This window comes from Bacillus rugosus, from assembly GCF_023238245.1.
GTDB lineage: Bacteria > Bacillota > Bacilli > Bacillales > Bacillaceae > Bacillus > Bacillus rugosus.
The window spans coordinates 448381-473313 of record NZ_CP096590.1 but is presented as its reverse complement, the minus strand read 5'-3'; the positions used below and the strand labels follow the sequence as shown (position 1 = coordinate 473313).

The following is a 24933-nucleotide window of genomic DNA, read 5'->3' as shown; positions in this document are numbered from 1 at the left end:
CGTTCGTTGGATAAACATGGATTGGCACCTTCACATTGCTTTATCAGAAAAATGTTTCACATGAAACGCAAGGAGGAAATAACTTGCAAAGGGGGTTGCTGAATGATTAACATGCTTTCTAAAAAATTCAGCAAGCCAAAGGGCGTATTCGGCATGATTGCCGGATACATCATGGCGGCTGAAAATCAGACACTGAATCAGTGGACAATAGACCAACTGGCGATCACACGGGGGGACAGCATTTTAGAAGTTGGATTTGGGCCGGGATACTGCATGCAGCAGATGATGAAACGTGAAAAGGACATTCATCTTCATGGGATAGATGTGTCAGAGACCATGCTGAAGCTGGCCGCTCGCAGAGTAAAATCGAAAGGTGTGCGACTGATACAAGGAAGCGTCGAGACATTTCCTCTTACCGCCTCGTTTTATGATAAAGTGATTTCCGTTAACAACTACACCATCTGGAAAGACCAGACAAAAGGCATGAAACAGATTTATCAGGCGCTAAAGCCCGGAGGCAAAGCAGCGATTACGATGCAGCCGCGGGAAGCGGATGCCAGTCCCGAGAAAACCAAATTATTTGGAAAACAGATGATTGCCGACTTCAAAGCAGCCGGCTTCGAAGACATTGAGTTGCAATTTAAAAACATTAAGCCTGAGCTTTCTGTCTGTGTTACTGCAAAAAAGCCCGCCACTTAAGTGGCGGGCTTCTCCTTTTATGAATGTACGGCCTGCTTGCGCAAAACGTCTTTTTTCACCTTGCCTAGGTTATTTTTGGGCAGTTCGTTAACGAATTCAACCTCAGGTATTTTGTAGGCGGAAAGGCGTTCCTGACAAAAAGCGATGACATCGTCTTCCATCAAGCGCTGGGCACCGTTTTTCACGATAAAAGCTCTCGGTTTTTCCCCGTATAGCGGGTCTGGTATACCAACCACCGCTGTTTCAAGGATTCCCGGGATCTGTTGGATGACTTCTTCAACCTGATCCGGATAGACGTTATCGCCTCCGTAAATAATGACATCCTTGTAGCGTCCAGTGATGAAAATAAAACCCTCTTCATCTACATAGCCTGAATCTCCGGTTTTGAACCAGCCGTTTTGCAGCACTTTTGCTGTCGCTTCAGGGTTGTCTTCATAGCCTTTAAATAAAAATGGGGTATGAACAACGATTTCGCCGATCTCCCCTTGAGGGAGTTCTTCTCCTGTCTCAGGATCTTCGACTTTGACTTTAACACCTTCCACAGGCTTTCCGGCAGAGGCTGCTTTATCCATTCCCATCTCAGGCAGCCATGTGCTGATTCCCCAAGCCTCAGTGCTTCCATAGCCGTGCGCGAGCGGAATGCCGATATCAAGATAGCGGCGGATCAGGCTGCTCGGCACTTTTGTTCCGCCTGTCATCAAAATCACAAGCGAAGATAAGTCGGTTTGATGCGCTTCCCACGCTTCAAGCAAATACGTGTAAAACACAGGAAGAGCCATGACGGTTTGAATTTTTTCTTCTTCAATGACCTTCAGCATATGAACAGGATCTTGATCCTTTGTAAAAATGAAGGTTGTTCCCGCAAAGGTTCCAAGCATGATGCAAATGAGCGCACTCGTATGGTAAATCGGGTGGCATGCGAGAAAACGAAGGCCCTTCATGCGTGTTGTTGAGCTGTTGGATCTTGTTACGTATCTGTAAATACCGCCATGTGTGATCATACATCTTTTCGGATTTCCTGTCGTTCCAGACGTAAACATCAGAAGCGCTGTATCATCAGGGGAAACCATTTCAGTTTCGGGCAAATGATCAGGACCGGTAAACAGAGCTTCAAACTCAGCAGATGTTTCATAAGCTGTACCTGTTTCCATTGTTATACGCAGCGTAGACAGTTCAGGAAGAACTTCGTCCAGTGTCTCTTTAAACTCCGCTCCATAAAACATCGCTTTTGGCTCACTTGCTTTTAAAATGCCCGTCATTTCATATGGTTTCAGCTGCCAGCTGACAGGTACGACAACAGCACCTATTTCCAGCGCAGCAAACATAACAGTTGATGCGGGATGACCGTTTTTGCATAGCAATGCAACACGGTCGCCTTTTTGAATTCCTTTTTGAAGCATGGCATTCGCCAGCTGATTAATCCGTTTACGGTAACCTTTATATGTCAGTGTATGGGCTCCGCTTTTTACAGCCTCTATTTCTTCGCTATCCGGCATGTCATGCAGAATCAGATGCTGTAATGTTTCCATATCGTCATCTCCTATATTCTCTTGAATCTTCAATTATTTGTTAGATTTCCTTCCTTACCTCACCCATTTTAACCCAAAAAAGATAACTTGTAAAACTATTTCATTTTGGAATTATTCCATTACTGAATGATAAAATAGTCCCACTTTTGCTTATTTTGTACCCTCTCCACATAAAAACACACGCCAATTTTTTGACGTGTGCCATGCCGGATTACAGTATGTTTTTTTCCTTCATCCATGTGAAAAATATGCGATTTAACCGCTGGTACAGTTCTTGCTCTCCCTCTTCCTGAAACCCCGCCATGCTTTCTCTGCTCTCGATAATGGCGGAGCTGATCGCGCTTAAAATCTCCGATCCTTCAGCAGATAATGAGCCAGGCGCCATCATGACGAGAATGCGTGTCATGCTGAGGGTATTTCCGTCCATGCCATTCACTTCATAAGAGGTGCTGAGATCATACATTTTGAAAAAAGGCAGGACGATTTCATCATTTTTGAGATGATAAAGCGCCATGTTTGTCCCCGGGATCCCCAATCCCCCTTGTTTCTCCCGCTCCGCCAGGCAAACTGCCGCTTTTTTCGGATCACGGATCAAGCCATCTTTCTTCAGCTGTTGAAAAAGCTCTAACAGAAGCATACTATGATCCGGGTTTGTTTTAAGGTGAGATAGTGTAAAGTGCCTCAAAACATCCTGAATGACGGACATGTACTGTCCTATGCTTTCCGCCGCTTCCAGCATGTCAGGTACGTCCGCTTGCTGCGCTTCTTCTATCGGGATTCTTTTTTTCTCAAGAATGAGCGGAATTTTCCGCTTGATATACTGCTTCACCTGGTTTGCGTCTTCCTCATTTAAAAGGGGGCTGACCATAATGTAATCAATGTTTTCGTAAGGAATCGGAACGGTGGAAACGATCATATCATAGGCTTGGACGTCTTTGCCCTTCAGCTCAATCAAGGATGACATATCAAACGATTGAATTTCCGGCAGTTCTTTCTTTAGTCTGGAAGCAAGCATTTTCGAAGAGCCGATCCCGCTTGAGCAAACGACAAGCGCTTTCACTTTTGCTCCTTCTTTTTTGATTTCAAGGGCAGACCCGAAGTGCAGGACGATAAAAGCGATCTCATCATCAGAAAAGGACATACCCGGAAAATACTTTTCCACGCCTTCTTCAATCGCCATATACAGCAGAAAGTAATCGCGCTTGATCTGTTCCTTCATCGGATTATATATCTCGATATTCTCTTTTATGCGGCTGACGGCCGGCTCCAAATGGGCGATCAAGCCTTCATATAAAGAGTAGTTTTTCGTAAGATCCATCCTGATTTTGTCTGAAATAAACGCAATAAGCCGCTTTGTTTGCAGGGCTGTTTCCAGTTCGATTTCCTGTGCTTTATATTCTGTTTTGTATTTGCGATTGGCGCTTCGAAGATGGATCGTAATATAGCCGACCTCCGCCTCCGGAATCGTCACGCCGAAGGCACGTTCAAGCTCGCCCGCGATTTCAAGAGCCGAGCTGTATTCTTTCGCATTCTTCAGTTCCTCAAGCTCGGTTGGCTCCATGGTAATGGTTTCCCCAAGCTTAATCCGTTCGATCGCATACGTCAGATGGACGACGAGCGCTATATAGGAGCTGTCTGACAATGAAAAAGCGATTTTTTCTTTCATCTGAAATAAGATACGCTCCATTTTTAACAGCTCGCCTTTGCTGACTACGCCGAACATTTTCTCTGTAGAATCAGTTTTTCCTTTGATGTTTAATTCAACCGCTTCCAAAAACATTTGGATGTCGAGGCGGTTCACAATCAGGTTGCCGACAATTTTACGTTTTGCATTCTCCGGCCCAATGAGCTGGATGCCAAAACCTCTTTTACGGATCAGTGTCAATCCAAAGGGAGAAATCCATTTCTCCAGCTCGTCTAAGTCGTAGCTGACCGTTGCATTCGTTACTTGCAGGTCATGAGCTAGCGTGTACAGCTTGACAGGTTCCTGAGACTCTAATAACGAACAGAGAATAAGCAGTTTCCGTTCGTCCGCGCTATATTCATGCTGTTCATATGATAAATCGGTGAGCAGCTTTTGTTTATCTTCGGGACTTCCCACTGCCTTCAACCCTTTGCCAGGCTGTTTATCGAGCGTAAGCCCGACGGTTTCCATTAGCGGCTTAATTGATTTGAGCTCCCTGTGAATGGTTCTCGTGCTGACTTCCATCAGCTCCGCAAGCTCAGTTACGGTTACATATCGATTTTGTAATAACAAGTGCTTTAAAAGCTTTTGTTCTCTGGCAGTCATGTACATAAAAAAAGGCCTCCTAGACAGTCGTGATGTGCGGATGAAGTCGCAAGGAGATACAGGAGAGGAAAAAGAGAGGTTTTCTTTATAATATAAAACGCTTTCAAACAAGTTTCAATCACTTATAAATGGTAATTTGGCACTAAGGGGTGTGACAATATTGAAAAAGCACCAGCTGCTATGCTGATGCTTTTTGTTAAGGAATATCATAACCCTGTACGGCTGTAAAAATGCGGAACCACTGATCCTGATCAAGCTTGTATGCCAACGCGTTTACGGCGGAGGAAATCCGCTCACGTTTTCCGCTTCCGACAATCGGCATGATGCCGGCCGGATGCGTAAACAGCCATGCATACATCACCTCGTCCAATGAAGCGGCTCCGATTTCCGCCTGAACAGATTCAAGCGCCGTGCGGACACGGCGGTCTTTATCTGTGTTACCAGTGAATACTTTGCCGCCTGCGAGCGGTGACCAAGCCATTGGCGGAATCCGTTTTTCTTGGCACAAGTTCAAAGTGCCGTCGAGTACATTTTCTAATTCATATGCCGAAAGCTCAATTTGGTTGGTCACGAGCTTCTCAGGCAAATACGATTCCAGCATGCGATACTGGTGATCTTTAAAATTGGAAACGCCGAAGTGTCTGACCTTGCCGGAGCATTTCAGCGCCTGAAACGCCTCTGCTACTCCCTCCGGATCCATGAGCGGGTCCGGTCTATGAATCAGCAGCACGTCGATATAATCCGTTCTAAGGTTTAGAAGGGATTGCTCAACAGATGCCAAAATATGTGACTTGCTTGTGTTGTAGTGATGCGATCTGTGAGCGGGACGTTCAGGTGATTCAAGAACGATGCCGCATTTTGTGACCAGCTCTATGTTTTCCCTTAATCCGGGCGAAAGGGCAAGGGCGTTTCCAAACAGCTTTTCGCACGTATAGCCTCCGTAAATATCCGCATGATCAAAGGTCGTGATGCCGTGATCGATACACCATTCAATGACGCTGAGCAGTTCAGTATCTGAATAATCCCATTCATTCAGCCGCCAAAGCCCGTGTATGACTCTTGAAAATTGAAGATCCTCCGCCAATTGAATACGCTGCATGCAAAATCCCTCTTTTCTTTGGATAAACCGGGTCTTGCCCCTTACTAGTTCATTCGGCCTCAGATCCCCTTTATCCTTTCGCTCCCGTCAAAAAGGCATTTTAATTCGATTGAAATAGCTTTTTCGCTTTCTCCACAACATAGTGGCTGCCGCCGCGGTCCTGCACATTTTGAATCATCATGGCGACAAGCAGGTCTTTGTTTTTGTAATCGTAGCCGACGAACCAGCCATTTTCTGCGCCGTCTTTATCATCCTTTGATGTTTTCAGCTCAGCTGTTCCTGTTTTTCCGGCAACAGTTATTCCTTTCACGACAGGCTGATACGCTGATCCGCGCTCGTCTTCCACAACGCCTTTCAGACCTTTTGTAATGTCTGCCGCTCCTTCCTTCGTGACCACTTGCTTGTGCCAGACATCTGCTGTTTGTGAGTCTTTTTTGATCAATGTCGGTTTGACAAGATCCCCGTTGTCAACAAATGGCGTGTAAGAAGCTGCCAAGTGAAGAGGAGACATTTGCATTTGCCCTTGTCCGTACCCTGTATCCGCAAGCAAAATGTCTGAATCGAGCTTGTCATTTGCGATAGACGACTTCTGGATCGGGAATTCATACGGAATGTCCTCTGAGAAGCCAAACGTATTCAACCCTTTTGTAAAGTTGTCTGCACCCATATCAAGCGCGTTCTGTGCAAAATAAATATTGTCTGATGTAATGAGGGCATTCTCCAAATCGACTTGCTGAAGGCTCTCAGACACACGTGTCACTGAATAACCGCCCCAGCTTGAATCCTTTTGCCACTCTTTTCCTTTGATTGTTTTCTTCTCATCTGCTTTAAGGGTGCCATTTTTGATTCCGATAGCCGCCGCGATCGGTTTAATCGTAGAACCCGGTGCGTATGTTTTGTTGAATTTCGCTGAAAACGGATTGTTTTTATCTTCGTTTAGTTTTTTCCATTCCTTATCACTCCAGCCGAAAATAAATCCGTTTGGATCGTAAGAAGGTGCGCTGACAAGAGCGAGTGTTTCACCTGTCTTCGGCTGCAGTGCAACTGCTGTGCCGCTGTCATCCTTCAATTCATCATACAGCTTCGTTTGCGTGTTGATATCAATTGTGAGGTGAAGATCCTCGCCGTCCTTCGCTTTCTTTTCGGCGATGACTTCTCCTGTTTGCGGCACGTAGATTTTCCATCCGGTTGTGCCTCTTAGTTTGTCTTCATACACATTTTCAAGTCCCGCGATGCCGATGTTAGATGTATCGCTGTACGTTCCGTCTTTCTTTTTCTTCAATTCTTCAGCAGTGATGGCGCGGACATAGCCTGTCAAATGGGCTGTCTTTTCGCCATACGGATAGTAGCGGGAGCCGACATTCGTTCTTGTTACACCTTGTAATGACGTCGCCTCAGACACTAATTTTTGCTGGTCCGGCTTGACCTTTTTGACTGGCACAAACGAATCGTCTTTCACCCAGCCTTGATCCAGCTTTTTCTTGATTTCATCTTCAGTAAAATCAAGTTTTTTCGCGAGATCTTTTATGACTTTTTCTTTTTTATCGCCAAGCTCTCCGGGAACAATTCCGATCTCTGGAACATCTGTATTGATGGCTAAGCCTTTCCCGTTTTTATCGTAAATTTGGCCGCGTTTCGGTTCAATGCTCATAATTTGTACCGTTTTGTCATCAGCCAGCTGCTTGAAAATAAACGATGGATCCCAATCTATATTCCATGACTCCTCGTCATCTGTTTTTTCTTTTTTCAGCACAGCGGTATTTTTGAAGCTGACTTTGCCCGCATTTGTATCCATGCTGACTTTATACGGGATGTGCTTCATCGTTTTGTTGTCTTTATCGTCCTCATCCACTTCTCCCGCAGTGACTTTCAAATGTTTTACGCCTGCCTGCTCATAGATGGTTTTATACCTGTTGACGAAATCTTTTTTGGAGATTTCTTTTTTGACATCTTTGGTCAGGCTTTGATACATGTCATCGAATTGCTGATCGTTCCACTGTTTCACGAATGCTTCCATACGATCCTCTGGTGAATCTGTTTTGGAGCATCCGATTAACCCAATCAATCCGACGCATAGAAATACTAGTAGAATACACTTTTTTAACATGACTTTCCCCTGCCTTCCACTTGTTATTTTCTCTTAAATGAATTGGTGCGTGCAAGATTTTTTTGAAAATGAAGGAAAAGGTTCACCGATTTTGCAGAAATCACCTGTCGTTTGCTGTAGACTATTTGAAAAGAAGGAAAGAAGGGATGACATGGTCAGAGAGGCAGCAATGCTTCACATTAAAGAAGGGCTTGAAGAAGAGTTTGAGGAGGCATTCCGGCAAGCGGTGCCGATCATTTCCGGCATGAAGGGCTATATCACTCACTCGTTATCAAAATGCATGGAAGAAACACATAAATATCTGCTGCTTGTGGAGTGGGAAACACTTGAGGACCATACGGAAGGCTTTCGCGGTTCTTCAGAGTATCAAGAGTGGAAAGCCTTGCTTCATCGGTTCTATACCCCGTTCCCGACGGTCGAGCATTTTCAGGATGTGAAATAGATTTATATAATATGAAGTGTAAAACCGATGAGAGAGACAGACCATACGAAAACGGCGGTATAAATATTAAAAGCGCCTGAGCCGTCGTTTTCTTTTTTGCGCTCTTCAAGCCCCTGCATAAACATGACGGCGCCAAGAAAGACGAGCATGACCGATTGGATAACAGAGGTGTGTTCCGTATATTTAAAAGCAATAAGCGCCAGTGCAATAATGATAACAGCAAAAGACATTTTAAAAATCCGAAACAAAAGGACCATCCTTCCTTATATACGAAATATTGAACGTTATGGCTATATTTGCCTACGTCCTCCATTATTCTAGCGCACTTTTTTTGTCTGTAGAACAGGAGACAGGGAATTTTAAGTTTCTTTTAATATTTCATTCACACATAAAAAACGCGCCCTGTCATAAGGCGCGTTTTCTATGAAACTGACAATTCTTTATAGCCTAACTTGTGAACTGCTTCAGCCATCGCTTGGTAGCCTTTGCTGTTCGGATGGACACCGTCAAAGGACAGATATTCCTGCTCTTTACCTTTGAAAATGCTGTAGGCATCCGCAATTTTGACATGAGATGCTGATGCAAGTGTTTCTAAATGTGAATTAAAAGACGTGATCCATTTGCCAGCGATTTCAATGCCGGGAAACGGATTGTATAAGTTGAACACACGGATGGCGTACGGGGACGGGTTTTCTCCTTTGATCTCAGCGATTTTGGCAATCATCTTTTCAAAATTCTCATGGCAATGGGCGGATACACGGCTGAAAATCGTTTCGTCCTTAGACGTTTGATAGGCTAAGACCGAATCGATGAGATCGTTTCCGCACCCTGTGATGGTCACCATGTCAGCATCTTGAATGCATTTTTGCACATAGGGATACGACAGGAGTCCCAGAATTTCTTCTGTATTTAAGCCTGATTTGGCAAAGATGGATATTGCCGTTTTTGTTTTCAAGTCAGCTTCCATCATGTCTCCGAAACGTCGGACGAAGCCGGGAGAAAACAGCCCGGAGCCTCTCCCTGTCGTCAAAGAATCCCCCAGTGCTGTATATCGAAGCACCATGTTCTTTCCTCCACTCCTGAATGTCGATACGTTAATGTACGCAGCGGAGAAAAGATCGGCTACTTAAGAATACCCTAATTTTCTGGAAATCTGTAAAGCGGCATCCTTCACCTTTTCTGTTAAATAAGGCAGCCTGTCTTCTGTAAATCTAGCTTCAAAGCCTGCAATGCTGATGCCGGCCGCCACTTGGCGCTTATGGTTAAAGATCGGGGCGCCGATAGCCGCTGTATAGTTTTCAAGCTCTGAATAGCTGACGGTATAGCCGTTTTGCACAGAGGCATCAATCTCCTGCAACAGTTTTTCGGGATCGGTAATCGTTCCGGAGCCAATTGAAATGAGCTCCGTTTGTTTGATGTATGTTTCGATTTCTTCCCGGGGGAGAAAGGACAAAATGCTTCTGGCGCACGCTCCTGCATACAGAGGAGAACGCCTGCCGATCGCCGTGTACAGCCGCACAGTCTGTGTCCCTTCTATTTTCTCAACGTATATCGCTTCATTGCCGTCCCTCATGATCAATTGCACGGCCTCATCCACTTCCCGGCAAAGCTCTTCCATTACCGGTTTCGCTATTTTTCTGATATCCAGCCTGTCGGCGACGAGCTGCCCGAATTCCAAAAACACCAGTCCCAGCGAATAAACGCCGGACGAATCCCGATTGAGGAACCCCATTTCCTCCAAAGAGCTGACCATCCGATGAACAGAGGTTTTCGGCATTCCTGACAGCGATACCAGTTCACTTAAGGTAAGGCACGGTTCATGCAAAAACAAATTGAGCAGAGCCATAGATTTGACTACGGTTTTGTTTTTATTCTGCATCATTCATCCCCTTTGTTATGTTAGCCATTCCATCTTCATTCTCGTTTTCAGTTCTTTTATATGCTGTTCCCGTTCAATCGCAAGCGCTTCCGCTTCCTGAAGAGATACAGGTTCAAACTGGACGTGCTCGCCCGGCATGATTTGGGAGACAATCGGAAGATCAGCGGATACGATATGCGCGATCCTCGGATAGCCGCCGGTCGTTTGCCGGTCAGCAAGCAGGATAATCGGGTTGCCGTCAGGCGGCACCTGCACTGTTCCAAACGAAACCGCTTCTGACACCATCTCAAGCGGTGCCTTCAGTTCGAGCGGTTCTCCTTTGAGCCTGTAGCCCATACGGTCGGACTGCGGCGTGACACGAAATGTTTCTTCATAAAAACGCGTTTTCGATTCTTCTGTAAAAAAGCCGAATTGTTTTCCTTCCAGCACCCGAATGACAGGATTCTTTTTTAATGGCAGAAACCTCCCGCGGCTGACCGACCATTTCGGCGCTGCAAACCCCTGCTTTCCAAGCTGCGGGCTTAATCGGGAAAGAATGGTTTGCGAAAGAGATGACGTCTCTCCAATGGATAGTTCATCTTCCTTTTGAAGCGCTCTGCCATGAAGTCCGCCGATCCCTGCTCTGACGTACGTGCTTTTGCTTTCCATGACGGCAGGCACTTCGAAGCCACCGGCTGCCGCTAAATAAGCACGGCTGCCAAGTTTGCAGGGACCAAAGCTGACCGTGCTGTTTTCCTTGACGAGCACAGGCTTCCATAAAGGCGCTTCCTCGTCATTAATACGCAAAGTGAAGTCCGCCCCTGTCACCGCAATCAGCGTCGTTTTTGAAAAATAAAACGACGGACCGGGCCCCATCAGCGTAATTTCCAGACCGGCTTCATTTTCGCTGTTTCCGATCAGCAAATTAGCAATGCGCAGCGAAACCGTGTCCATGGCTCCGCTTGCCAGAACGCCGTATTTTTGATAACCCGTTCTGCCTATATCCTGAACCGTCGTGAGCAGTCCGGGCTTTAACACTTTCATGCTCAATTGGACTCCTCCTTATAGGCGTGATAGTCTCCTTCTGAGATGCGTACGAATTTCACAGTGTCTCCCGCCCGCAGTAATGTTGGCGGGTTTTCCTGCGGCCGGAAAAGAGCCAGCGGCGTTTTCCCGATCAGCTGCCAGCCGCCCGGCGTCGAAATCGGATAAACTCCTGTCTGCAATCCCGCAATACCGACTGAACCTGCGGGGATCGACGGTCTTGGAGATGATTTTCTTGGAGCTGCAATGCGTTTTGACATCCCGCCTAAAAAGGGAAAACCAGGAGCAAAGCCAAGCATATACACCACATATTCACCGCTGGTATGAATGTCGATGACTTCCTCCGGTGACAGCTGATTAATCCTAGCAACCTCTTCTAAATCCGGCCCGAATTCACCGCCATAGCATACGGGAATTTCTACAATGCGGCGGTTGTTCTCATAGTCAGCGGCTATTTCCTTCAGCCGCTCTTCGACATCGCGCTTGGCCTTCTCAAAAGGTGAGCTTATCCCATGAGGCAAATGCTTGTACACTTCATACATATCATAAAATACTGTCAGACTTGTAAAAGCCGGGATGCATTCAATGAATCCCGGAAATGGCTGTTCTTCTATATAAGCGGCCGCGGCATGGACAAGGCCGTTAACCTGCTCGTTTATTTCTTCTCCGAATCGGATCATCATTGCAGAATCACCGAGCTGTTCGATTTGATATCGTACAGTCATCTTTCTCACCTCTTTTATTTCTCGTTCATCAGGAGGACGAGAGGTTACAGCACCGCAAGCGACTCGTCTCGAATATCTGTGATGAGCATATGCCCCGGCGCATGCGTGATGACCATTTCAGGTTTTACATTCATAGCCACAGCTTGAGGTGTTACCCCGCACGCCCAAAAAATAGGAACCTCGCATTCACGAATGGAAACGGCATCTCCGAAATCCGGTTTGTCGAGATCGTGAATGCCGATAGCTCCCGGGTTGCCGATATGGATCGGCCCTCCGTGCACAGCCGGAAAACGCGAGGTCACTTGTGCGGCGCGTACAGCCAGTCGTTCTGAAACGGGCCTCATGCTGACAACCATCTGCCCTTGAAACACTCCCGCCGGAACACAATCAATATTCGTTTTATACATCGGGACGTTTGTCCCCTCATCAATATGCCGTACAGCTATTCCATTATTGATCAGCGCCTGTTCAAAAGAGAAACTGCATCCGATCAGAAAGCCGACAAAGTCATCCTCCCAGTATGGTGTAATATCAGATACTTCCTCCGTTAGGACACCGTGCCTGTATATACGGTATTTCGGAAAGTCCGTTCTGATATCAGCATCCGGCGCAGCCAGAGACGGCACAGGTGAACCTGCTTCTGTCACATCCAGCACAGGGCAAGGCTTTTGATTCCGCTGGCAAAACAGCAGAAAGTCAAACGCAAGGTCTTTCTTCAAAATCACAAGATTCGCTTGGGCATAGCCGCCGGACATTCCTGCGGTCGGCCCGTTTATTTTTCCCTCTCGTACCAGGGCGCGCACATCCTTCGGCGCCATTTTGTTTAATTGCTCCACATTTATCAGCTCCACAATTTAGGAAGTTGTGTAAATAACGTGTAGACTCCCATAACAGCCATTACGATGACAACAAAAGCACCTGAAACAGTCAGCCAAAGCGGATGCTTATAATCACCAATAATCTTTTTCTTATATGCGGCAATAAGCAGCGTTCCGAGCGCAATCGGCAGAATTAAGCCATTCAGTGATCCGACAAGCACGAGGATTTTCGCAGGCTGGCCGATTGTGACAAAAGCTAACGTAGAAATCACGATAAATCCGATAATAATGCCGCGTGAGTTTTTTTCGATTTTCGGGGAAAAAGTTTTAAAGAACGAAACAGACGTATAAGCTGCCCCGATAACAGAGGTAATGGCAGCAGACCACATGATCAATCCGAAAATTTTATACCCGACATTTCCAGCAGCCAGCTTGAAGACAGAAGCCGCCGGGTTGCTTTCATCGATGTGCAGGCCTTTTGACACAACGCCGAGCACAGCTAAGAAAAGGGCAATTCGCATGACAGATGTAATTAAAATCCCGGCAACTGAGCTTTTTGTCACCTGCGGAATCGCTTCCTTTCCTTTAATGCCAGCATCAAGCAAGCGGTGTCCCCCGGCAAACGTGATGTATCCGCCGACTGTCCCGCCGACAAGTGTTACAATTGCAAATATACTGATTTGTTCAGGGGCAAAGGTGTTTGCCGCAGCCTGTGCGACTGGCGGTGCAGACGTGATTGCAACGTACAGTGTTAAGATGATCATGGCAAAGCCCGCAATTTGCGTAAAACGGTCCATCGCTTTTCCTGCTTCTTTAATTAAAAAGATTAAAATGGCAATGACAGCACTGATCAAAGCGCCAGTTTCTGGGGTAATGCCGAATAGAACTTGAAGACCGAGACCGGCGCCTCCGATATTCCCGATATTAAAAGCAAGTCCGCCAAGCACGACGAGAATGGCGATGAAATACCCCAGTCCCGGAAGCACCATATTCGCAATTTCCTGACCGCGTTTTCCAGACACTGCGATGATGCGCCATACATTGGTTTGAGCGAAAATATCTAAAATAATAGAGATTAAGATGACAAAACCGAAGCTTGCCGCGAGTGTGTTTGTGAATGTTGCGGTTTGTGTCAGGAAACCCGGCCCGATCGCCGATGTCGCCATTAAAAAGGCGGCACCCATCAGCAATGACCAGCTGCCTGCTTTTTTTCCCGCTGTTTTTTTCTGCTGCTCCATCTATTGTTCCTCCTTTATGTTGACTTCTGTGCTGAAATAGCGGTCACTTCAATTCCTGCTGTTTTGAGCTCTTTTCTGATTTTTTGCGCAAATGTCAGCGCGTGGGCTCCATCTCCATGGATGCAAACCGTATCTGCTTTTAATGACACATCATGGCCTTGCTGAGATTTGACCGCCCCTTCTTTCACCATCTTGATCACCTGGGAGACAGCGGCAGCATCGCTTTCAATGAGTGCGTCCGGCTGGGAGCGCGGCGTCAATGTGCCGTCCGCTTGGTATGTTCTATCGGCGAACACTTCACTCGCTGTTTGCAGTCCGATCCGTTCTCCCGCTTTTACGAGCTCGCTCTCAGCAAGTCCGAAGAGAACCAGGCCGGGATCAACCTTATAGACAGCTTCAGCGATGGCGTCCGACAGCTTTTGATCGACTGCCGCCATATTATATAAAGCCCCATGCGGCTTGACGTGCTGCATGTGAAGTCCCTCTGCTTTTAGAAAACCAGAGAGCGCGCCAATTTGATAGACGACGAGATCGTACGCTTCCTCAGGAGAAATCGCCATAGTGCGGCGCCCAAAGCCGAGTAAATCCGGCAAACCCGGATGCGCGCCGATTTTTACGCCTTTTTCTGCCGCAAGCGCGACGGTTTTCCGCATGACACCGGGATCTCCTGCATGAAATCCGCATGCGATGTTCGCTGATGTGACATACTCTAAAATATCTTGGTCAAGGCCTATCGTGTAGGCTCCGAAGCTCTCTCCTAAATCACAGTTCAAATCAACTTGAAACACAGAATCCCTCCTGCCAAAGCAAACGATATGCTTTATGTATTTTATTGTTCCGAAATTCGGAACAACTATTCCGAATTTTTGAACTTTGCTTCATTATAATTCAATCATATCAGTTTGTGAAATACTTTTGTCAGAAAACCTACCATGGTCCCAGAAGAAAACCTGCCAAACTAAAAAAGAGAGCCCATCTTAGGACTCCCTTTTTTTATAGTACCCAATGGCGAATCGCTTTTGCGACACCATCCTCAATATTTGTCTCCGTGATCCAATCAGCCGTTTCTTTCACGGTGTCTTGCGCATTGCCCATCGCGACGCCAAGACCCGCTTCTTTGATCATCGCAATGTCATTGAGGCTGTCTCCCATCGCCATCACATTCTCCATCGTAAAGCCGAGTTTTTCAGAAACCTTCGCAAGGGCTGCGGCTTTGTTGATGCCGAGCGCGTTGACTTCAATGTTTGTCGGGCTTGAATTTGTAATTTCGAGCTCTTTGTTTTTTCTCAGCTCCTCCAGCACTTCGTTTCGGATGTCGTCATCCTCAATGTCAAAGCCGAATTTGAGCCATTCATGATCCGTGATGTTTTCCGGAAACTCGCCTCTCCATACTTTATTCACGGTAGAAGCCCAGAAATTGGCGTTGTGCTTATTCCGCAAATCCCACATCATTTGAATATGATCTGTATGGAGCAGCTTGCGTTCCACCAAATTAAAATTCGAATCCCAAATTTCGCTGCCATTTGCCGTGATTAAAAAGGATGACAGCTTCAGCGATTCCGCCAGTTCCCGGCACGTCATCAGCGTCCGGCCTGTGCTGATCACCACGTATACGCCCTTATCCTCGGCTTCACGAATGGCTTTACGGTTTTCATCCGAGATCAGCTGCTCGTCATTCAGCAGCGTCCCATCCATATCAATTGCGATCAGCTTGATATCTACATCTTCTCTTCGAATAGACATATATGTACCTCTCTTTATCTTTTACTTGTGCTTCTTTCTATTCTAATACATTATACCCAGCGGAACAAAAAAGCGATTTCACATGTTTGAGGCGCACTGATAAGAGGAAAACAAACAGTGAGGTGATTCAACATGACAGAAAGAAAACAGCAAAACCGGCCAAATGAAAACCCCGAACATAATGACTTAACCGATCCGATTCCAAATGAAGAGCTGAAGGAAAACATGAAGGATGAAAAACAAAAACGGCAGCAAAGAGACCACTCACAAAGCGAACGGGATTACGATACGAAATAATAGAACCCCTCACAAATCGTCGTGAAGGGTTTTTTTCAATTTTCAATATAAATGCCGATTTCAGCTTCTGCAACAGGCTGGCCGCCTACTGACGCTTTGGCATGTCCAAACACAAACCCGCGCCGATTGCACGTGACTTCAAACGTAAGATCAAGCCGGTCACCGGGTATGGCTGCGCCCAGCTTTTCCGCTTTCTTCACGGAAGATAATAAGCCCAAGCTGTTCTCATCTGTAATCCCTGTAAAAGCCGCGGTTTGCGCAAGCGCTTCAATCACAAGCGAAAACGGCATTTCTGTTTGCATGTCAGTGATAAACCAGTCGTTCTCACTGATCAGCTTATACGCTGTTGCTCGGTTGCCGGGTTCGCTTTCCGTCACGCCATCAATAAACAAAAACGGATAGCGGTGAGGCAAAGATAATGAGTTCATTCTATTTTCTCCTTTTTGAACTATTATATATATCAGCCTTAAGCTGAACAATAGGATATAATGGAAAAAACGCAAAGGAGACCTTTATGCCCCAAAAACCGCTCGTCATTCTCGCTCACGAAATATACGGAGTAAACAGCCATATGAAAAAAATCGCCCGGCTGATCAAAATGGCTGGATATGATGTGGTAACACCCAACCTGCTCGGAGATGGTGAAGTCTACACACTTCAAGAGGCAAAAACAGCATACGAACAGTTTACTAGACACGAACGGCTGAAAATAGGAGAAATCATCATCCAGAACTTGATCAGGCAAAACGCAGGACGGCGCATCTTTGTGATTGGATTCAGCGCGGGCGCAACGATCGCATGGAAATGCAGCAGGATGCCTGAGGTGAGCGGAGCTGTTTGTTATTACGGTTCCCGGATACGCGATTCTCTTGACCACATACCTGCATGCCCGGTCCTATTGTTTTTCCCTTCTTATGAACCGTCTTTTGACGTTGCGATTCTCATCAAAAAACTGCGGGATAAACAGCATCCCCAATTGACGATATATCAATTTGATGCTCTTCATGGCTTCGCCAACCCTGATTCGGTTTATTTTGACAGATCACTCTTCTTCAAAACGCTTTCCATCATAAAAAACGAGGCAGAAAAACCGCCCCGCCCTGTTTTATCAAAGTTTTTTTAAACGCGCACAGATTTCGCCCGTGACCTCAGCCGTTGTGCTTTGTCCGCCAATGTCGCGTGTTTTGATGCCGTCAGCTGTTACTTGTTCCATCACGTCGAGAATCTTTGCTCCCAGCTCTTCCTCTCCGAAATGGTCAAGCATCAGCTTCGCTGTCCAAATCTGGCCAATTGGATTGGCAAGGCCCTGGCCGGCAATGTCAGGAGCTGAGCCGTGAACCGGTTCGAACATGGATGGATATTTGCCGGACGGGTTGATGTTCGCAGACGGCGCAATGCCGATGCTTCCCATCAGGCTTGAGCTGATGTCGGTTAAAATATCACCGAACAGGTTGCTTGCCACAATGACGTCAAACGTTTCAGGACGCGTCACAAAAAAAGCGGCCAGCGCATCAATATGCTTGGATGATGTTTCGATTCCGCTGTAATCAGCAGCAGTCTGCTGAAAGACTTCATCCCAAAACGGCATCGCGTGATAAATGCCATTAGACTTTGTCGCACTTGTCACATGGCCGCGCCGTTTTTCCGCCAATTCGAAGGCAAACCGCATGACACGTTCTGTCGCTTTTCTCGTAAATACGGCATTCTGAATGGCGATTTCATCATCGCCCCTGTGAATGCGTCCGCCGACTTCACTGTATTCGCCTTCACTGTTCTCGCGAATCACCATAAGATCAAAATCATTTGGATGAAGAAGCGGCGACGTTATGCCTGCCATTTGTTTGGCAGGTCTCATATTAATGGAAAGCTCAAGCTCCCTCCGGATTTTCAGCAGCAGCCCCCATAATGAAATATGATCGGGAACCAGCTTCGGATTTCCGACCGCCCCCAAGAAAACCGCTTCGAATTGAGTAAGCGTATGTATTCCGTCTTCAGGCATCATTTCGCCGTGTTCCATGTAATAATCACAGCTCCATGGAAAAGCCGTAAATGAGAATGACAAACCTCCGTGCATCTCAGCAGCTGTATGAAGCACTTTCTCAGCAGCCGCCACAACTTCTTTTCCTACTCCATCTCCCGGTATTGCCGCAATCTCGAATTGTTTCATTGTCATTCTCCTTCCCCTGTTATCGTAAGCGTTTTCTATTATACTAGATTGCGAGATGGTAAAAAAAGCCCGTGACATGCTGTCACGGGTCGGTTATTGATTAAGTTTCTTTAAAACGATGGCATGCAGCGGTTCATGAGACTGAATGCCGCACACCTCTTGGAGCACGCCTCTGTATCCTTTTTTTTCGATCAGCGCTTGCAGTTCAACCGCTTCAGGATCACCGGTGAAATCAAAGCGCAGTGCTGCGGCAATCCCTTCCGCCAGTGCATTCGGCTCTTTTATTTTCTTTGCCGGGCCTACGAGTCTATCATTCTCTCCCAGTTTTCTGAGAGGTGATCTTGCCACGCGGGTCACATCGTCCGTAATGAATGGATTTTCAAAGCGTCCGATGATTTTTTTGATATATTGTTCGTGTTCGGCTTGCTTAAAGCCATACGTTTTGATGAGATAGTCACCAGTTTCAAGCAGCGCCGAATGAACGACACGGCGGATTTCCGGATGATCGATTGCTTCTTTGACCGTTTTGAGTCCGCGCTGATAGCCGACATACGCTGTCACCGCGTGACCGGTGTTGACTGTAAACAGCTTTCTTTCGATGTACGGCGTCAGATCATTAACAAACAGCGCGCCGTTTATGGCTGGTGTTTTCCCTTTAAAGCCTGATTCATCAATGACCCATTCAAAAAACGGTTCAACCGATACTTTGAGCGGATCTTCATGATGCTGAATCGGCACGATTCGGTCAACGGCGGAATTCGGAAAACCGACCGTTTCACCGACGGACTCCTGCTCCGCTTCTGTTAAATGGCTGTATATCTCTTTCTTTAGAAAGCTGCTCCCGCCAATCATATTTTCGCAGGCAATGATATTCAGTGTGTTTGAAGCGTCTCTTCGTCTTAACCCTTCTGCGATAGACGGAGCAATCAGCTTTAGCACGTTCGGGCCGACCGCTGTTGTGATGAGCGCTGCTTCATTGATCAGCCGATACAGTTCCTCCGGCTGGCTGCCGCTATTGATGGCACTGACCGGACCGATTACCTCTGATGAATGCCCCTCTTCTGCCAGCTCTACTGTATATTCCTTTTTTTCATTGAGGAGGCTGACCATCGTATCGTTCACATCCGCAAACACCACATCATAGCCGGAATGGTGAAGCAGCGCGCTGATAAACCCCCTCCCGATATTTCCCGCACCGAAATGTAAGGCGATCATGTCAGTTCACCTCGTTGAAGATGGCGATCAAATCTTCTTCGCTTTTAGCAGAGATCAGGCGTTCAATGTTTTCTTCTTCTGAGCAAATGATGGCGATGTTAGACAAAATATCCAAATGCTCATTATTTTTGCCCGCAATGCCGAATACCACTTTTACCGTGTTGCCTTCTCCATACTTGACACCGTTTGGAATCTGTATGATTGAGATTCCAGAGTGGAGCACTTCATTTTTGGCTTCTTCTGTGCCGTGTGGAATGGCAATGAAATTCCCCATAAAAGTAGAAGACGTTTCCTCCCGCTCAAACATTTTGCCAATGTAGTCTTCTGTTACATAGCCGTTGTCAATCAGCGTCTGGCCCGCCATTTTGATGGCTTCTTCTTTTGATGATACCGTTTGATTGAGTTTAATATTTTCCTTTGCGAGTACTTGCATGAGTATCACTCTCTTTCTATGAGATTACTTTTTAAGCTTTTCAATAAGCTCGTCATATTTCGGGCTGTTTAAGAAGTTATCCACTGATATGTGCGTCGCGTTCGGCAGCTTTGCTATCGCGCGATCTGTTAAATCTTTGTGGGTGATGACAATGTCCGCATCGCTTGGCAGATTGTTAATAGCTGTGTTGGTCACACTGATGTCAAGCTCCGCTTTTTTCACTTTGTTTCTTAAGATCGATGCTCCCATGGCACTTGATCCCATTCCCGCATCACATGCGAAGATGATTTTATTTACGCTTTCAGGAGACAGCTCAGACGCTTCCTCAGCTTTCGTTTTTTCCGCTTCTAAAGCAGCGGCTGCCTGGCTTTTCTTCCCCTTCATGGACTGCATTTTTTCAGTTGCGGCAGCTAGGTCCTCTTCGCTTGCTTTTGAAGATTTCAGGATCACTGCTGATACGATGAACGAAACAGCCGCTGCGACCAATACACCCGCCAAAACGCCGAAGTAGCCGCCTCTTGGTGTCATCGCCATTAATGCGATGATGCTTCCCGGTGACGCTGCTGCAACAAGTCCTGCATTAAAGATGGTAAACGTTAAGAGTCCGCTTGCTCCGCCGGCAATGGCCGCCAGAATCAAAGCCGGTTTCATCAAAATGTACGGGAAGTAAATCTCGTGAATCCCGCCGAAGAAATGAATAATCGCCGCGCCGGGAGCCGTTGACTTTGAAGAACCTTTGCCAAAGAACATGTATGCCAGCAAAATGCCGAGCCCCGGTCCAGGGTTTGCTTCTACTAAAAACAGAATTGATTTTCCCGTTTGGGCTGCTTGCTCGATTCCGATTGGACTTAAGATTCCATGGTTAATGGCGTTGTTTAGGAACAACACTTTCGCCGGTTCTACAAAAACGCTGGCTACAGGCAGTAAATTAGCGTGTACAATGACTTCCACACCTGCTGCCAGCAATTTGTTTAACGTCAGGACAACCGGGCCGATAGCGTAAAACGCGAGAATCGTTAAAGCTGCGCCGACAATCCCTGCCGTAAAGTTGTTAATCAGCATTTCAAAGCCTTGTTTGACTTTATCCTTGAACAATTTATCAGTCTGTTTAATGAGGTATCCGCCAAGCGGACCCATAATCATTGCACCTAAAAACATTGGAATATCCGACCCGACAATCACCCCGATTGTCGCTGTCGCCCCGACGACTCCGCCGCGGTGGTCGTAAATCATTTTTCCGCCTGTATACGCTATCAAAAGCGGCAGTAAATATGTGATCATCGGGCTGACAAGTGTATTCAGCTGTTCATTCGGAAACCATCCCGCCGGAATAAACAGCGCGGTAATGATGCCCCACGCAATAAACGCGCCGATATTCGGCATGATCATTCCGCTCAAATAACTCCCGAAGCGCTGCACTTTCACTTTCATGCCGCCTTGCTGTTCTTGCTGCATATATAAACCCTCCTTGTTTGTCGCTGTAAGATACAAAGATATGTTCAGAGAATGATGCTTCTCTTTGACTCTATGTTAAAACGCTTACAGTCCCTATACAATCGAAAGTAAAGAGGACTTTGGCACATGGGTGTGACAATTTTTTAAAAAATAAAAAGGCTCCTGGTATTAGGAGCCTTCAGATTGATGACAAAATGCTAAAATGGTTTTCAATTTAGCATTTTGTCATCTTTTCAGCGTGATTGAAAACCCTTGAAGTCTAGGAAGGCCGAGCATTGGAGCACAGCGAATGTTCTAATTCGTGAGCACCGACGCGCAGGCCTGACAACGAATGGAGGGTTTGTCGACACGCTGAAGGCTCCTGGTATCAGGAGCCTTTTCTCTTTCCTCTATAGATAATGCTGCCGTTTTGAATCACGTACTTGGCGATCATCCGCTCACTCACAATAAAAACGGGATAGGCGCACACAAGCGCAAAAACAGCCATCGGCACGTGCTGTACGGCCGGTATCATTGAGCCTGCCGCATTGCGGAGGAGCAGCAAAAGATAAATGAGCAGCACGATGACTGCTAATGACACCAGCATGATCGGAGCTGATACTTTATATTCATGAAGCCGTTCACGGCAGTGTCCGCAGCGAAATTGACAAGGCACATTTGATGATCTGACCATGTCGCCTGTCAAAGGTTTGCCGCAGTTCGGGCATAGTGTATCTTTCATAGGGTATTCCTCACTTTCCATTCCATATGTCTATTATACCAGAGTCCCTTCTGTTTCGTTTTGTTGCTGTTCAACACATTTTCACATTTTTTATCACCAGCTTACTTGTCTCTGTCTTGAAAATCCTCTACGCTTAAATAGATCTTATTGGAGGGGATGTATGAATGCTTCCGATTAATAGACAGCAGCACATACTGAAGTGGCTGAAAGAAGAAGGCGCGCTCAGAGTCTCTGACATCAGCGCAAGGTTCGGCGTTTCGGAAATGACGGTATACAGAGATGTCAATCAGCTTGTTCAGTCAAATCAGGTCATTAAAACGGCCGGCGGCATCACGCTCCCAGCCCGTACACCTCAAGCGGATCATATGTGCAGCTATTGCCTGAAGCCGGTCAATCAAGCCCATTCGGTTCAGCTGATTACGGTAAACCAAGACATTGAACAGCTATGCTGCGCACATTGTGCGTTTTTGCGTTACGCAGATAAAACGGAAGAGGTTTCACACTTGATTTGCAGAGATTTTCTGTTACACACAACGGTCAGTGCCAGCTCGGCTTATTTCGTCGTCAACACTGAATTAAACCTGCACTGCTGCCAGCCTCAGGCGATTCCGTTTGCGACACTCGACCATGCTGAACGGTTTCAAAAAGGATTCGGCGGAGCCGTCCGCACCTTCGACCAGGCGCTGGAGGACATGCTTCAAGACAGAAAAAAACGCTGCACCTGCACCCAGAAATAACACAACATATACAGCGGAAGGTGGTGTCTGAGTATGAAGCGAAACAGATGGTGGATCATCCTACTGCTTTTTCTTGTTTTCCTGCCGAAAACAAGCTTTGCTCACGCCTATATTGTTACATCTTCACCTGGGGAAAACAGCGAATTAAAAAGCGCCCCTTCACAGGTGGAAATCGAATTTAATGAACCGGTTGAAGAAGGATTTCATTACATTAAAGTCTATAATTCAAACGGCGATCGGGTGGATACAGATAAGACTGAAATCAAAAAAGATAATAATCACATCATGACTGTGAAGCTGAAAAAGAATTTGCCGCATGATGTGTACAGAGCGGAATGGAATGCCGTATCCGCGGACGGGCATCCGGTTTCCGGCGTCATTCCGTTCAGCATCGGGAAAGCGGACGGCGGATTCAGCAGCCAAAAAGCCGCCGGCTCGGCGCTGAACCCCGCAACAGCCGCAGACCGCGCGATTTTGTACACAGCCTTATCTCTGTTTATCGGGACGGTTTTCTTCCATCTCTTCTGGTATAAAGGAGATTCACAGCAGCTTGCCAGACGGACGAGACGTATCCTGATTGTCTCGGTCGCTGCATTGGGGCTGGCGCTTTTGCTTCAGCTTCCCATTCAAACAAAAGCGAACGCGGGCGGCGGCTGGGGCAGCGCCTTTCAGCCGGGCTACATCAGGGAAACACTGCTTGAGACAGCAGGCGGCACCATTTGGATCATACAAACCGTGCTGTACGTGCTGCTTGCACTGTCTGTCATCCCTGCGATACGCAAAAACCGCTTTTCGTCCTTTGGCTATTGGACAGCGCCGCTCATTTTCTTTTTCGGTCTCCTGCTTGCCAAAGCGTTTACCGGTCATGCAGCTGTCGTTGAAGAAAAATCAGTCGGTATTTTAATGGATTTCCTTCATTTATCTTCCGCTTCCATTTGGGTCGGCGGAATAGCGGCACTCGTTTTGCTGCTCGCAAAGGAATGGAGGCAGCCTGACAAAACGCTCGCATGGGAAACGGTAAGCCGGTTCTCCCCGTGGGCGCTTACTGCAGTCGGCGTCATTTTGTTTTCGGGCTTGCTCAATGGGTTTTTTATCATTCGATCGATGGATTCACTGTTCCATACAGCGTACGGCCAAGCTCTTTTAGTGAAAAGCGGACTGTTTATTTTGATGCTGGCCTTGGGCGCGATTCATTTTCTGCTCACCAGAAAGCAGCGCCGTACAGGAATCAGCCGAACGCTGAAAGCGGAATGGGCAATCGGCATCGCTGTATTGATCACAGCGGCCGTGTTTACAAGCCTGCCAAGCCCGCCTGAGCCGGCACCGGAACCGTTCTTCCAAACGAAAGCGATTGAGAACGGACAAAGGGTTTCTCTCAGCATCAGCCCGAACCAGCCAGGCAAAAACGAATTTGAGCTGCGGGTCACTGACCATAACGGCGAACCGGTGAAAAACATCCAGCAAATCACGTTAACAATTTACAAAACAGGCCTGTCAGGCAGCGAAAACAAAAGCACGTTTCAATTAAAAGAGAAAACCAAAGGCGTCTTTCAGGATGAAAACCTATCCATTAATGAAAAGGGAAACTGGAAGATCAAAGTCCACGGGCTGACCGGAGACTTTAACGAAATCAATATCATGTTTACAAAGACCAATTAAAGGAGTGTTTGAGTTGTTAAAAAAAATCGCATTCACACTATGTCCGGCTATTATCGGCTCTCTCTTATTCTTTACGGCCCCTGCCAGCGCGCACGTTACTGTAAAGCCTGCTGAATCCGCTGCAGGCTCTTGGGAGACGTATACAATGAAAGTTCCTTCTGAGAAAAACCTGCCGACAACGAAGGTCGTCCTCAAAATGCCGAAGGATGTTGAATTCCAGCAATACGAGCCAATTCCAGGCTGGAAGGTATCCACTCAGAAACACGATGACAAATCAGTGTCAGTGACGTGGGAAGCAACTGACGGCGGCATTCAGGAAGGACAGTTCCAGCAGTTTACCTTTGTTGCCAAAAACCCTGATAAAGCGGAGGAAGCCGCTTGGGATGCATACCAATATTACAAAGACGGCAGTATTGTCGAATGGACAGGTGACGAGGATGCGGATACACCTCACTCCATTACAAACATCACCGCTGCAAAGCAAGTGACAGATGAGCACGGCGCTACGAAAACGGAAGACGATTCTGAGGACTCAGGCTCTTCAGCTCTCGACATCACAGCGATTGTGCTGTCTGCGGCAGCCATTATTTTATCTGTAGCAGCGCTTGTAAAGAAAAAGCGTGCGTAATAAAAAAGCGATCCAGATGAGTTCTGGGT

Annotated in this window: 26 protein-coding genes; 7 read left to right on the top strand and 19 right to left on the bottom strand. The window is 46.8% G+C overall.

From position 1 onward, the window contains the following. The first annotated feature begins 102 nt into the window (after positions 1-102). Complete coding sequence (locus M0696_RS02395) at positions 103-699, top strand: class I SAM-dependent methyltransferase (RefSeq protein WP_175271335.1); 597 nt, start codon at positions 103-105, stop codon at positions 697-699. Between the two features lie 17 nt (positions 700-716). On the opposite strand, the gene M0696_RS02390 is transcribed toward M0696_RS02395, so the two are convergent. The 4 genes from M0696_RS02390 to pbpC form a co-directional block, all read right to left on the bottom strand. Beyond that, on the bottom strand, positions 717-2228 hold the full coding sequence (locus M0696_RS02390; protein WP_222143567.1) for a class I adenylate-forming enzyme family protein: 1512 nt from the start codon (positions 2226-2228) through the stop codon (positions 717-719). A 211-nt stretch (positions 2229-2439) separates the two neighbouring features. Next, positions 2440-4524, bottom strand: coding sequence for a mannitol operon transcriptional activator MtlR (mtlR, locus tag M0696_RS02385; RefSeq protein ID WP_166854264.1), 2085 nt, complete (start codon positions 4522-4524; stop codon positions 2440-2442). Between the two features lie 190 nt (positions 4525-4714). Further along, entirely contained in the window at positions 4715-5617 is a 903-nt protein-coding gene (locus M0696_RS02380; RefSeq protein ID WP_222143566.1) for an aldo/keto reductase, read from the bottom strand. 100 nt (positions 5618-5717) lie between these two features. Continuing rightward, positions 5718-7724, bottom strand: coding sequence for a penicillin-binding protein 3 (gene pbpC, locus M0696_RS02375; protein WP_222143565.1), 2007 nt, complete (start codon positions 7722-7724; stop codon positions 5718-5720). 151 nt (positions 7725-7875) lie between these two features. Between pbpC and M0696_RS02370 the strand changes: the two genes are divergently transcribed. Then, on the top strand, positions 7876-8166 hold the full coding sequence (locus M0696_RS02370) for an antibiotic biosynthesis monooxygenase family protein (protein WP_222143564.1): 291 nt from the start codon (positions 7876-7878) through the stop codon (positions 8164-8166). A 2-nt stretch (positions 8167-8168) separates the two neighbouring features. Here M0696_RS02370 and M0696_RS02365 read toward each other — a convergent pair whose 3' ends face one another. The 9 genes from M0696_RS02365 to M0696_RS02325 all read right to left on the bottom strand — a co-directional run bounded on the left by M0696_RS02365 (position 8169) and on the right by M0696_RS02325 (position 15592). Continuing rightward, entirely contained in the window at positions 8169-8414 is a 246-nt protein-coding gene (locus tag M0696_RS02365) for a YczI family protein (RefSeq protein WP_003225068.1), read from the bottom strand. 173 nt (positions 8415-8587) lie between these two features. Next, entirely contained in the window at positions 8588-9229 is a 642-nt protein-coding gene (gene lipC, locus M0696_RS02360) for a spore germination lipase LipC (RefSeq protein WP_248602449.1), read from the bottom strand. Between the two features lie 63 nt (positions 9230-9292). Continuing rightward, positions 9293-10045 (bottom strand): IclR family transcriptional regulator, encoded by a 753-nt coding sequence (locus tag M0696_RS02355; RefSeq protein WP_166854730.1) that lies wholly within the window; start codon positions 10043-10045, stop codon positions 9293-9295. A gap of 15 nt (positions 10046-10060) precedes the next feature. Beyond that, positions 10061-11068: a 5-oxoprolinase subunit PxpC gene (gene pxpC, locus M0696_RS02350; protein WP_222143658.1), complete on the bottom strand. Its 1008-nt coding sequence runs from the start codon at positions 11066-11068 to the stop codon at positions 10061-10063. 2 nt (positions 11069-11070) lie between these two features. After that, positions 11071-11793, bottom strand: a complete 723-nt coding sequence (pxpB, locus tag M0696_RS02345; RefSeq protein ID WP_222143562.1) for a 5-oxoprolinase subunit PxpB — start codon at positions 11791-11793, stop codon at positions 11071-11073. Between the two features lie 44 nt (positions 11794-11837). Then, positions 11838-12629: a putative hydro-lyase gene (locus M0696_RS02340; protein WP_282707825.1), complete on the bottom strand. Its 792-nt coding sequence runs from the start codon at positions 12627-12629 to the stop codon at positions 11838-11840. Positions 12630-12634: 5 nt separating this feature from the next. Further along, the gene (locus M0696_RS02335) at positions 12635-13849 is read right to left on the bottom strand and encodes an NRAMP family divalent metal transporter (protein ID WP_222143561.1); all 1215 of its coding nucleotides are present in this window, start codon (positions 13847-13849) and stop codon (positions 12635-12637) included. 14 nt (positions 13850-13863) lie between these two features. Then, on the bottom strand, positions 13864-14637 hold the full coding sequence (locus tag M0696_RS02330; RefSeq protein ID WP_222143560.1) for a 5-oxoprolinase subunit PxpA: 774 nt from the start codon (positions 14635-14637) through the stop codon (positions 13864-13866). Positions 14638-14842: 205 nt separating this feature from the next. Beyond that, entirely contained in the window at positions 14843-15592 is a 750-nt protein-coding gene (locus tag M0696_RS02325) for a phosphoglycolate phosphatase (RefSeq protein ID WP_166854272.1), read from the bottom strand. A 132-nt stretch (positions 15593-15724) separates the two neighbouring features. Between M0696_RS02325 and M0696_RS02320 the strand changes: the two genes are divergently transcribed. Continuing rightward, a complete protein-coding gene (locus M0696_RS02320) occupies positions 15725-15889 on the top strand; it encodes a hypothetical protein (protein ID WP_166854273.1) in 165 nt (54 codons plus the stop codon). Between the two features lie 35 nt (positions 15890-15924). Here the strand turns inward: M0696_RS02320 and M0696_RS02315 are convergent, their stop codons facing one another. After that, positions 15925-16317 carry a 3-hydroxyacyl-ACP dehydratase FabZ family protein gene (locus M0696_RS02315; RefSeq protein WP_248602448.1) on the bottom strand — a complete coding sequence of 131 codons (393 nt, stop codon included), beginning with the start codon at positions 16315-16317 and terminating at the stop codon, positions 15925-15927. Positions 16318-16403: 86 nt separating this feature from the next. Here M0696_RS02315 and M0696_RS02310 point away from each other — a divergent pair, with 86 nt between their 5' ends. After that, on the top strand, positions 16404-17012 hold the full coding sequence (locus tag M0696_RS02310) for a dienelactone hydrolase family protein (RefSeq protein WP_248602447.1): 609 nt from the start codon (positions 16404-16406) through the stop codon (positions 17010-17012). Here M0696_RS02310 and M0696_RS02305 read toward each other — a convergent pair. From M0696_RS02305 to M0696_RS02285, 5 genes are all read right to left on the bottom strand, one after another. Further along, positions 16998-18062, bottom strand: a complete 1065-nt coding sequence (locus M0696_RS02305) for a tartrate dehydrogenase (RefSeq protein WP_248602446.1) — start codon at positions 18060-18062, stop codon at positions 16998-17000. The genes M0696_RS02310 and M0696_RS02305 overlap by 15 nt on opposite strands. 87 nt (positions 18063-18149) lie before the next feature. After that, on the bottom strand, positions 18150-19271 hold the full coding sequence (locus M0696_RS02300; RefSeq protein ID WP_248602445.1) for a mannitol-1-phosphate 5-dehydrogenase: 1122 nt from the start codon (positions 19269-19271) through the stop codon (positions 18150-18152). A gap of 1 nt (position 19272) precedes the next feature. Next, positions 19273-19704, bottom strand: a complete 432-nt coding sequence (locus M0696_RS02295) for a PTS mannitol transporter subunit IIA (RefSeq protein ID WP_248602444.1) — start codon at positions 19702-19704, stop codon at positions 19273-19275. A gap of 24 nt (positions 19705-19728) precedes the next feature. Then, entirely contained in the window at positions 19729-21159 is a 1431-nt protein-coding gene (locus tag M0696_RS02290; protein WP_248602443.1) for a PTS mannitol transporter subunit IIBC, read from the bottom strand. 367 nt (positions 21160-21526) lie between these two features. Continuing rightward, a complete protein-coding gene (locus M0696_RS02285; protein ID WP_166854280.1) occupies positions 21527-21880 on the bottom strand; it encodes a hypothetical protein in 354 nt (117 codons plus the stop codon). A 164-nt stretch (positions 21881-22044) separates the two neighbouring features. Here M0696_RS02285 and cutR point away from each other — a divergent pair, with 164 nt between their 5' ends. From cutR to M0696_RS02270, 3 genes are read left to right on the top strand one after another with little or no spacing between them, the layout of a single operon-like run. Further along, entirely contained in the window at positions 22045-22617 is a 573-nt protein-coding gene (gene cutR, locus M0696_RS02280; RefSeq protein WP_166854281.1) for a copper uptake transcriptional regulator CutR, read from the top strand. 33 nt (positions 22618-22650) lie between these two features. Further along, positions 22651-24276, top strand: a complete 1626-nt coding sequence (ycnJ, locus tag M0696_RS02275; RefSeq protein ID WP_248602442.1) for a copper transporter YcnJ — start codon at positions 22651-22653, stop codon at positions 24274-24276. Between the two features lie 13 nt (positions 24277-24289). Beyond that, a complete protein-coding gene (locus M0696_RS02270; RefSeq protein WP_248602441.1) occupies positions 24290-24904 on the top strand; it encodes a YcnI family copper-binding membrane protein in 615 nt (204 codons plus the stop codon). Positions 24905-24933 lie beyond the last annotated feature (29 nt).

What these genes read in the sequence shown, in the direction of transcription:
- pbpC (WP_222143565.1), bottom strand. Translation starts at nt 7,724, where the DNA reads ATGTTAAAAAAGTGTATTCTACTAGTATTTCTATGCGTCGGATTGATT.
- ycnJ (WP_248602442.1), top strand. Translation starts at nt 22,651, where the DNA reads ATGAAGCGAAACAGATGGTGGATCATCCTACTGCTTTTTCTTGTTTTC.
- M0696_RS02380 (WP_222143566.1), bottom strand. Translation starts at nt 5,617, where the DNA reads ATGCAGCGTATTCAATTGGCGGAGGATCTTCAATTTTCAAGAGTCATA.
- M0696_RS02305 (WP_248602446.1), bottom strand. Translation starts at nt 18,062, where the DNA reads ATGACAATGAAACAATTCGAGATTGCGGCAATACCGGGAGATGGAGTA.
- M0696_RS02290 (WP_248602443.1), bottom strand. Translation starts at nt 21,159, where the DNA reads ATGCAGCAAGAACAGCAAGGCGGCATGAAAGTGAAAGTGCAGCGCTTC.
- M0696_RS02320 (WP_166854273.1), top strand. Translation starts at nt 15,725, where the DNA reads ATGACAGAAAGAAAACAGCAAAACCGGCCAAATGAAAACCCCGAACAT.
- M0696_RS02355 (WP_166854730.1), bottom strand. Translation starts at nt 10,045, where the DNA reads ATGCAGAATAAAAACAAAACCGTAGTCAAATCTATGGCTCTGCTCAAT.
- M0696_RS02390 (WP_222143567.1), bottom strand. Translation starts at nt 2,228, where the DNA reads ATGGAAACATTACAGCATCTGATTCTGCATGACATGCCGGATAGCGAA.
- M0696_RS02300 (WP_248602445.1), bottom strand. Translation starts at nt 19,271, where the DNA reads ATGATCGCCTTACATTTCGGTGCGGGAAATATCGGGAGGGGGTTTATC.
- M0696_RS02395 (WP_175271335.1), top strand. Translation starts at nt 103, where the DNA reads ATGATTAACATGCTTTCTAAAAAATTCAGCAAGCCAAAGGGCGTATTC.
- M0696_RS02325 (WP_166854272.1), bottom strand. Translation starts at nt 15,592, where the DNA reads ATGTCTATTCGAAGAGAAGATGTAGATATCAAGCTGATCGCAATTGAT.
- mtlR (WP_166854264.1), bottom strand. Translation starts at nt 4,524, where the DNA reads ATGTACATGACTGCCAGAGAACAAAAGCTTTTAAAGCACTTGTTATTA.
- pxpC (WP_222143658.1), bottom strand. Translation starts at nt 11,068, where the DNA reads ATGAAAGTGTTAAAGCCCGGACTGCTCACGACGGTTCAGGATATAGGC.
- pxpB (WP_222143562.1), bottom strand. Translation starts at nt 11,793, where the DNA reads ATGACTGTACGATATCAAATCGAACAGCTCGGTGATTCTGCAATGATG.
- lipC (WP_248602449.1), bottom strand. Translation starts at nt 9,229, where the DNA reads ATGGTGCTTCGATATACAGCACTGGGGGATTCTTTGACGACAGGGAGA.
- cutR (WP_166854281.1), top strand. Translation starts at nt 22,045, where the DNA reads ATGCTTCCGATTAATAGACAGCAGCACATACTGAAGTGGCTGAAAGAA.
- M0696_RS02285 (WP_166854280.1), bottom strand. Translation starts at nt 21,880, where the DNA reads ATGAAAGATACACTATGCCCGAACTGCGGCAAACCTTTGACAGGCGAC.
- M0696_RS02310 (WP_248602447.1), top strand. Translation starts at nt 16,404, where the DNA reads ATGCCCCAAAAACCGCTCGTCATTCTCGCTCACGAAATATACGGAGTA.
- M0696_RS02315 (WP_248602448.1), bottom strand. Translation starts at nt 16,317, where the DNA reads ATGAACTCATTATCTTTGCCTCACCGCTATCCGTTTTTGTTTATTGAT.
- M0696_RS02335 (WP_222143561.1), bottom strand. Translation starts at nt 13,849, where the DNA reads ATGGAGCAGCAGAAAAAAACAGCGGGAAAAAAAGCAGGCAGCTGGTCA.
- M0696_RS02295 (WP_248602444.1), bottom strand. Translation starts at nt 19,704, where the DNA reads ATGCAAGTACTCGCAAAGGAAAATATTAAACTCAATCAAACGGTATCA.
- M0696_RS02370 (WP_222143564.1), top strand. Translation starts at nt 7,876, where the DNA reads ATGGTCAGAGAGGCAGCAATGCTTCACATTAAAGAAGGGCTTGAAGAA.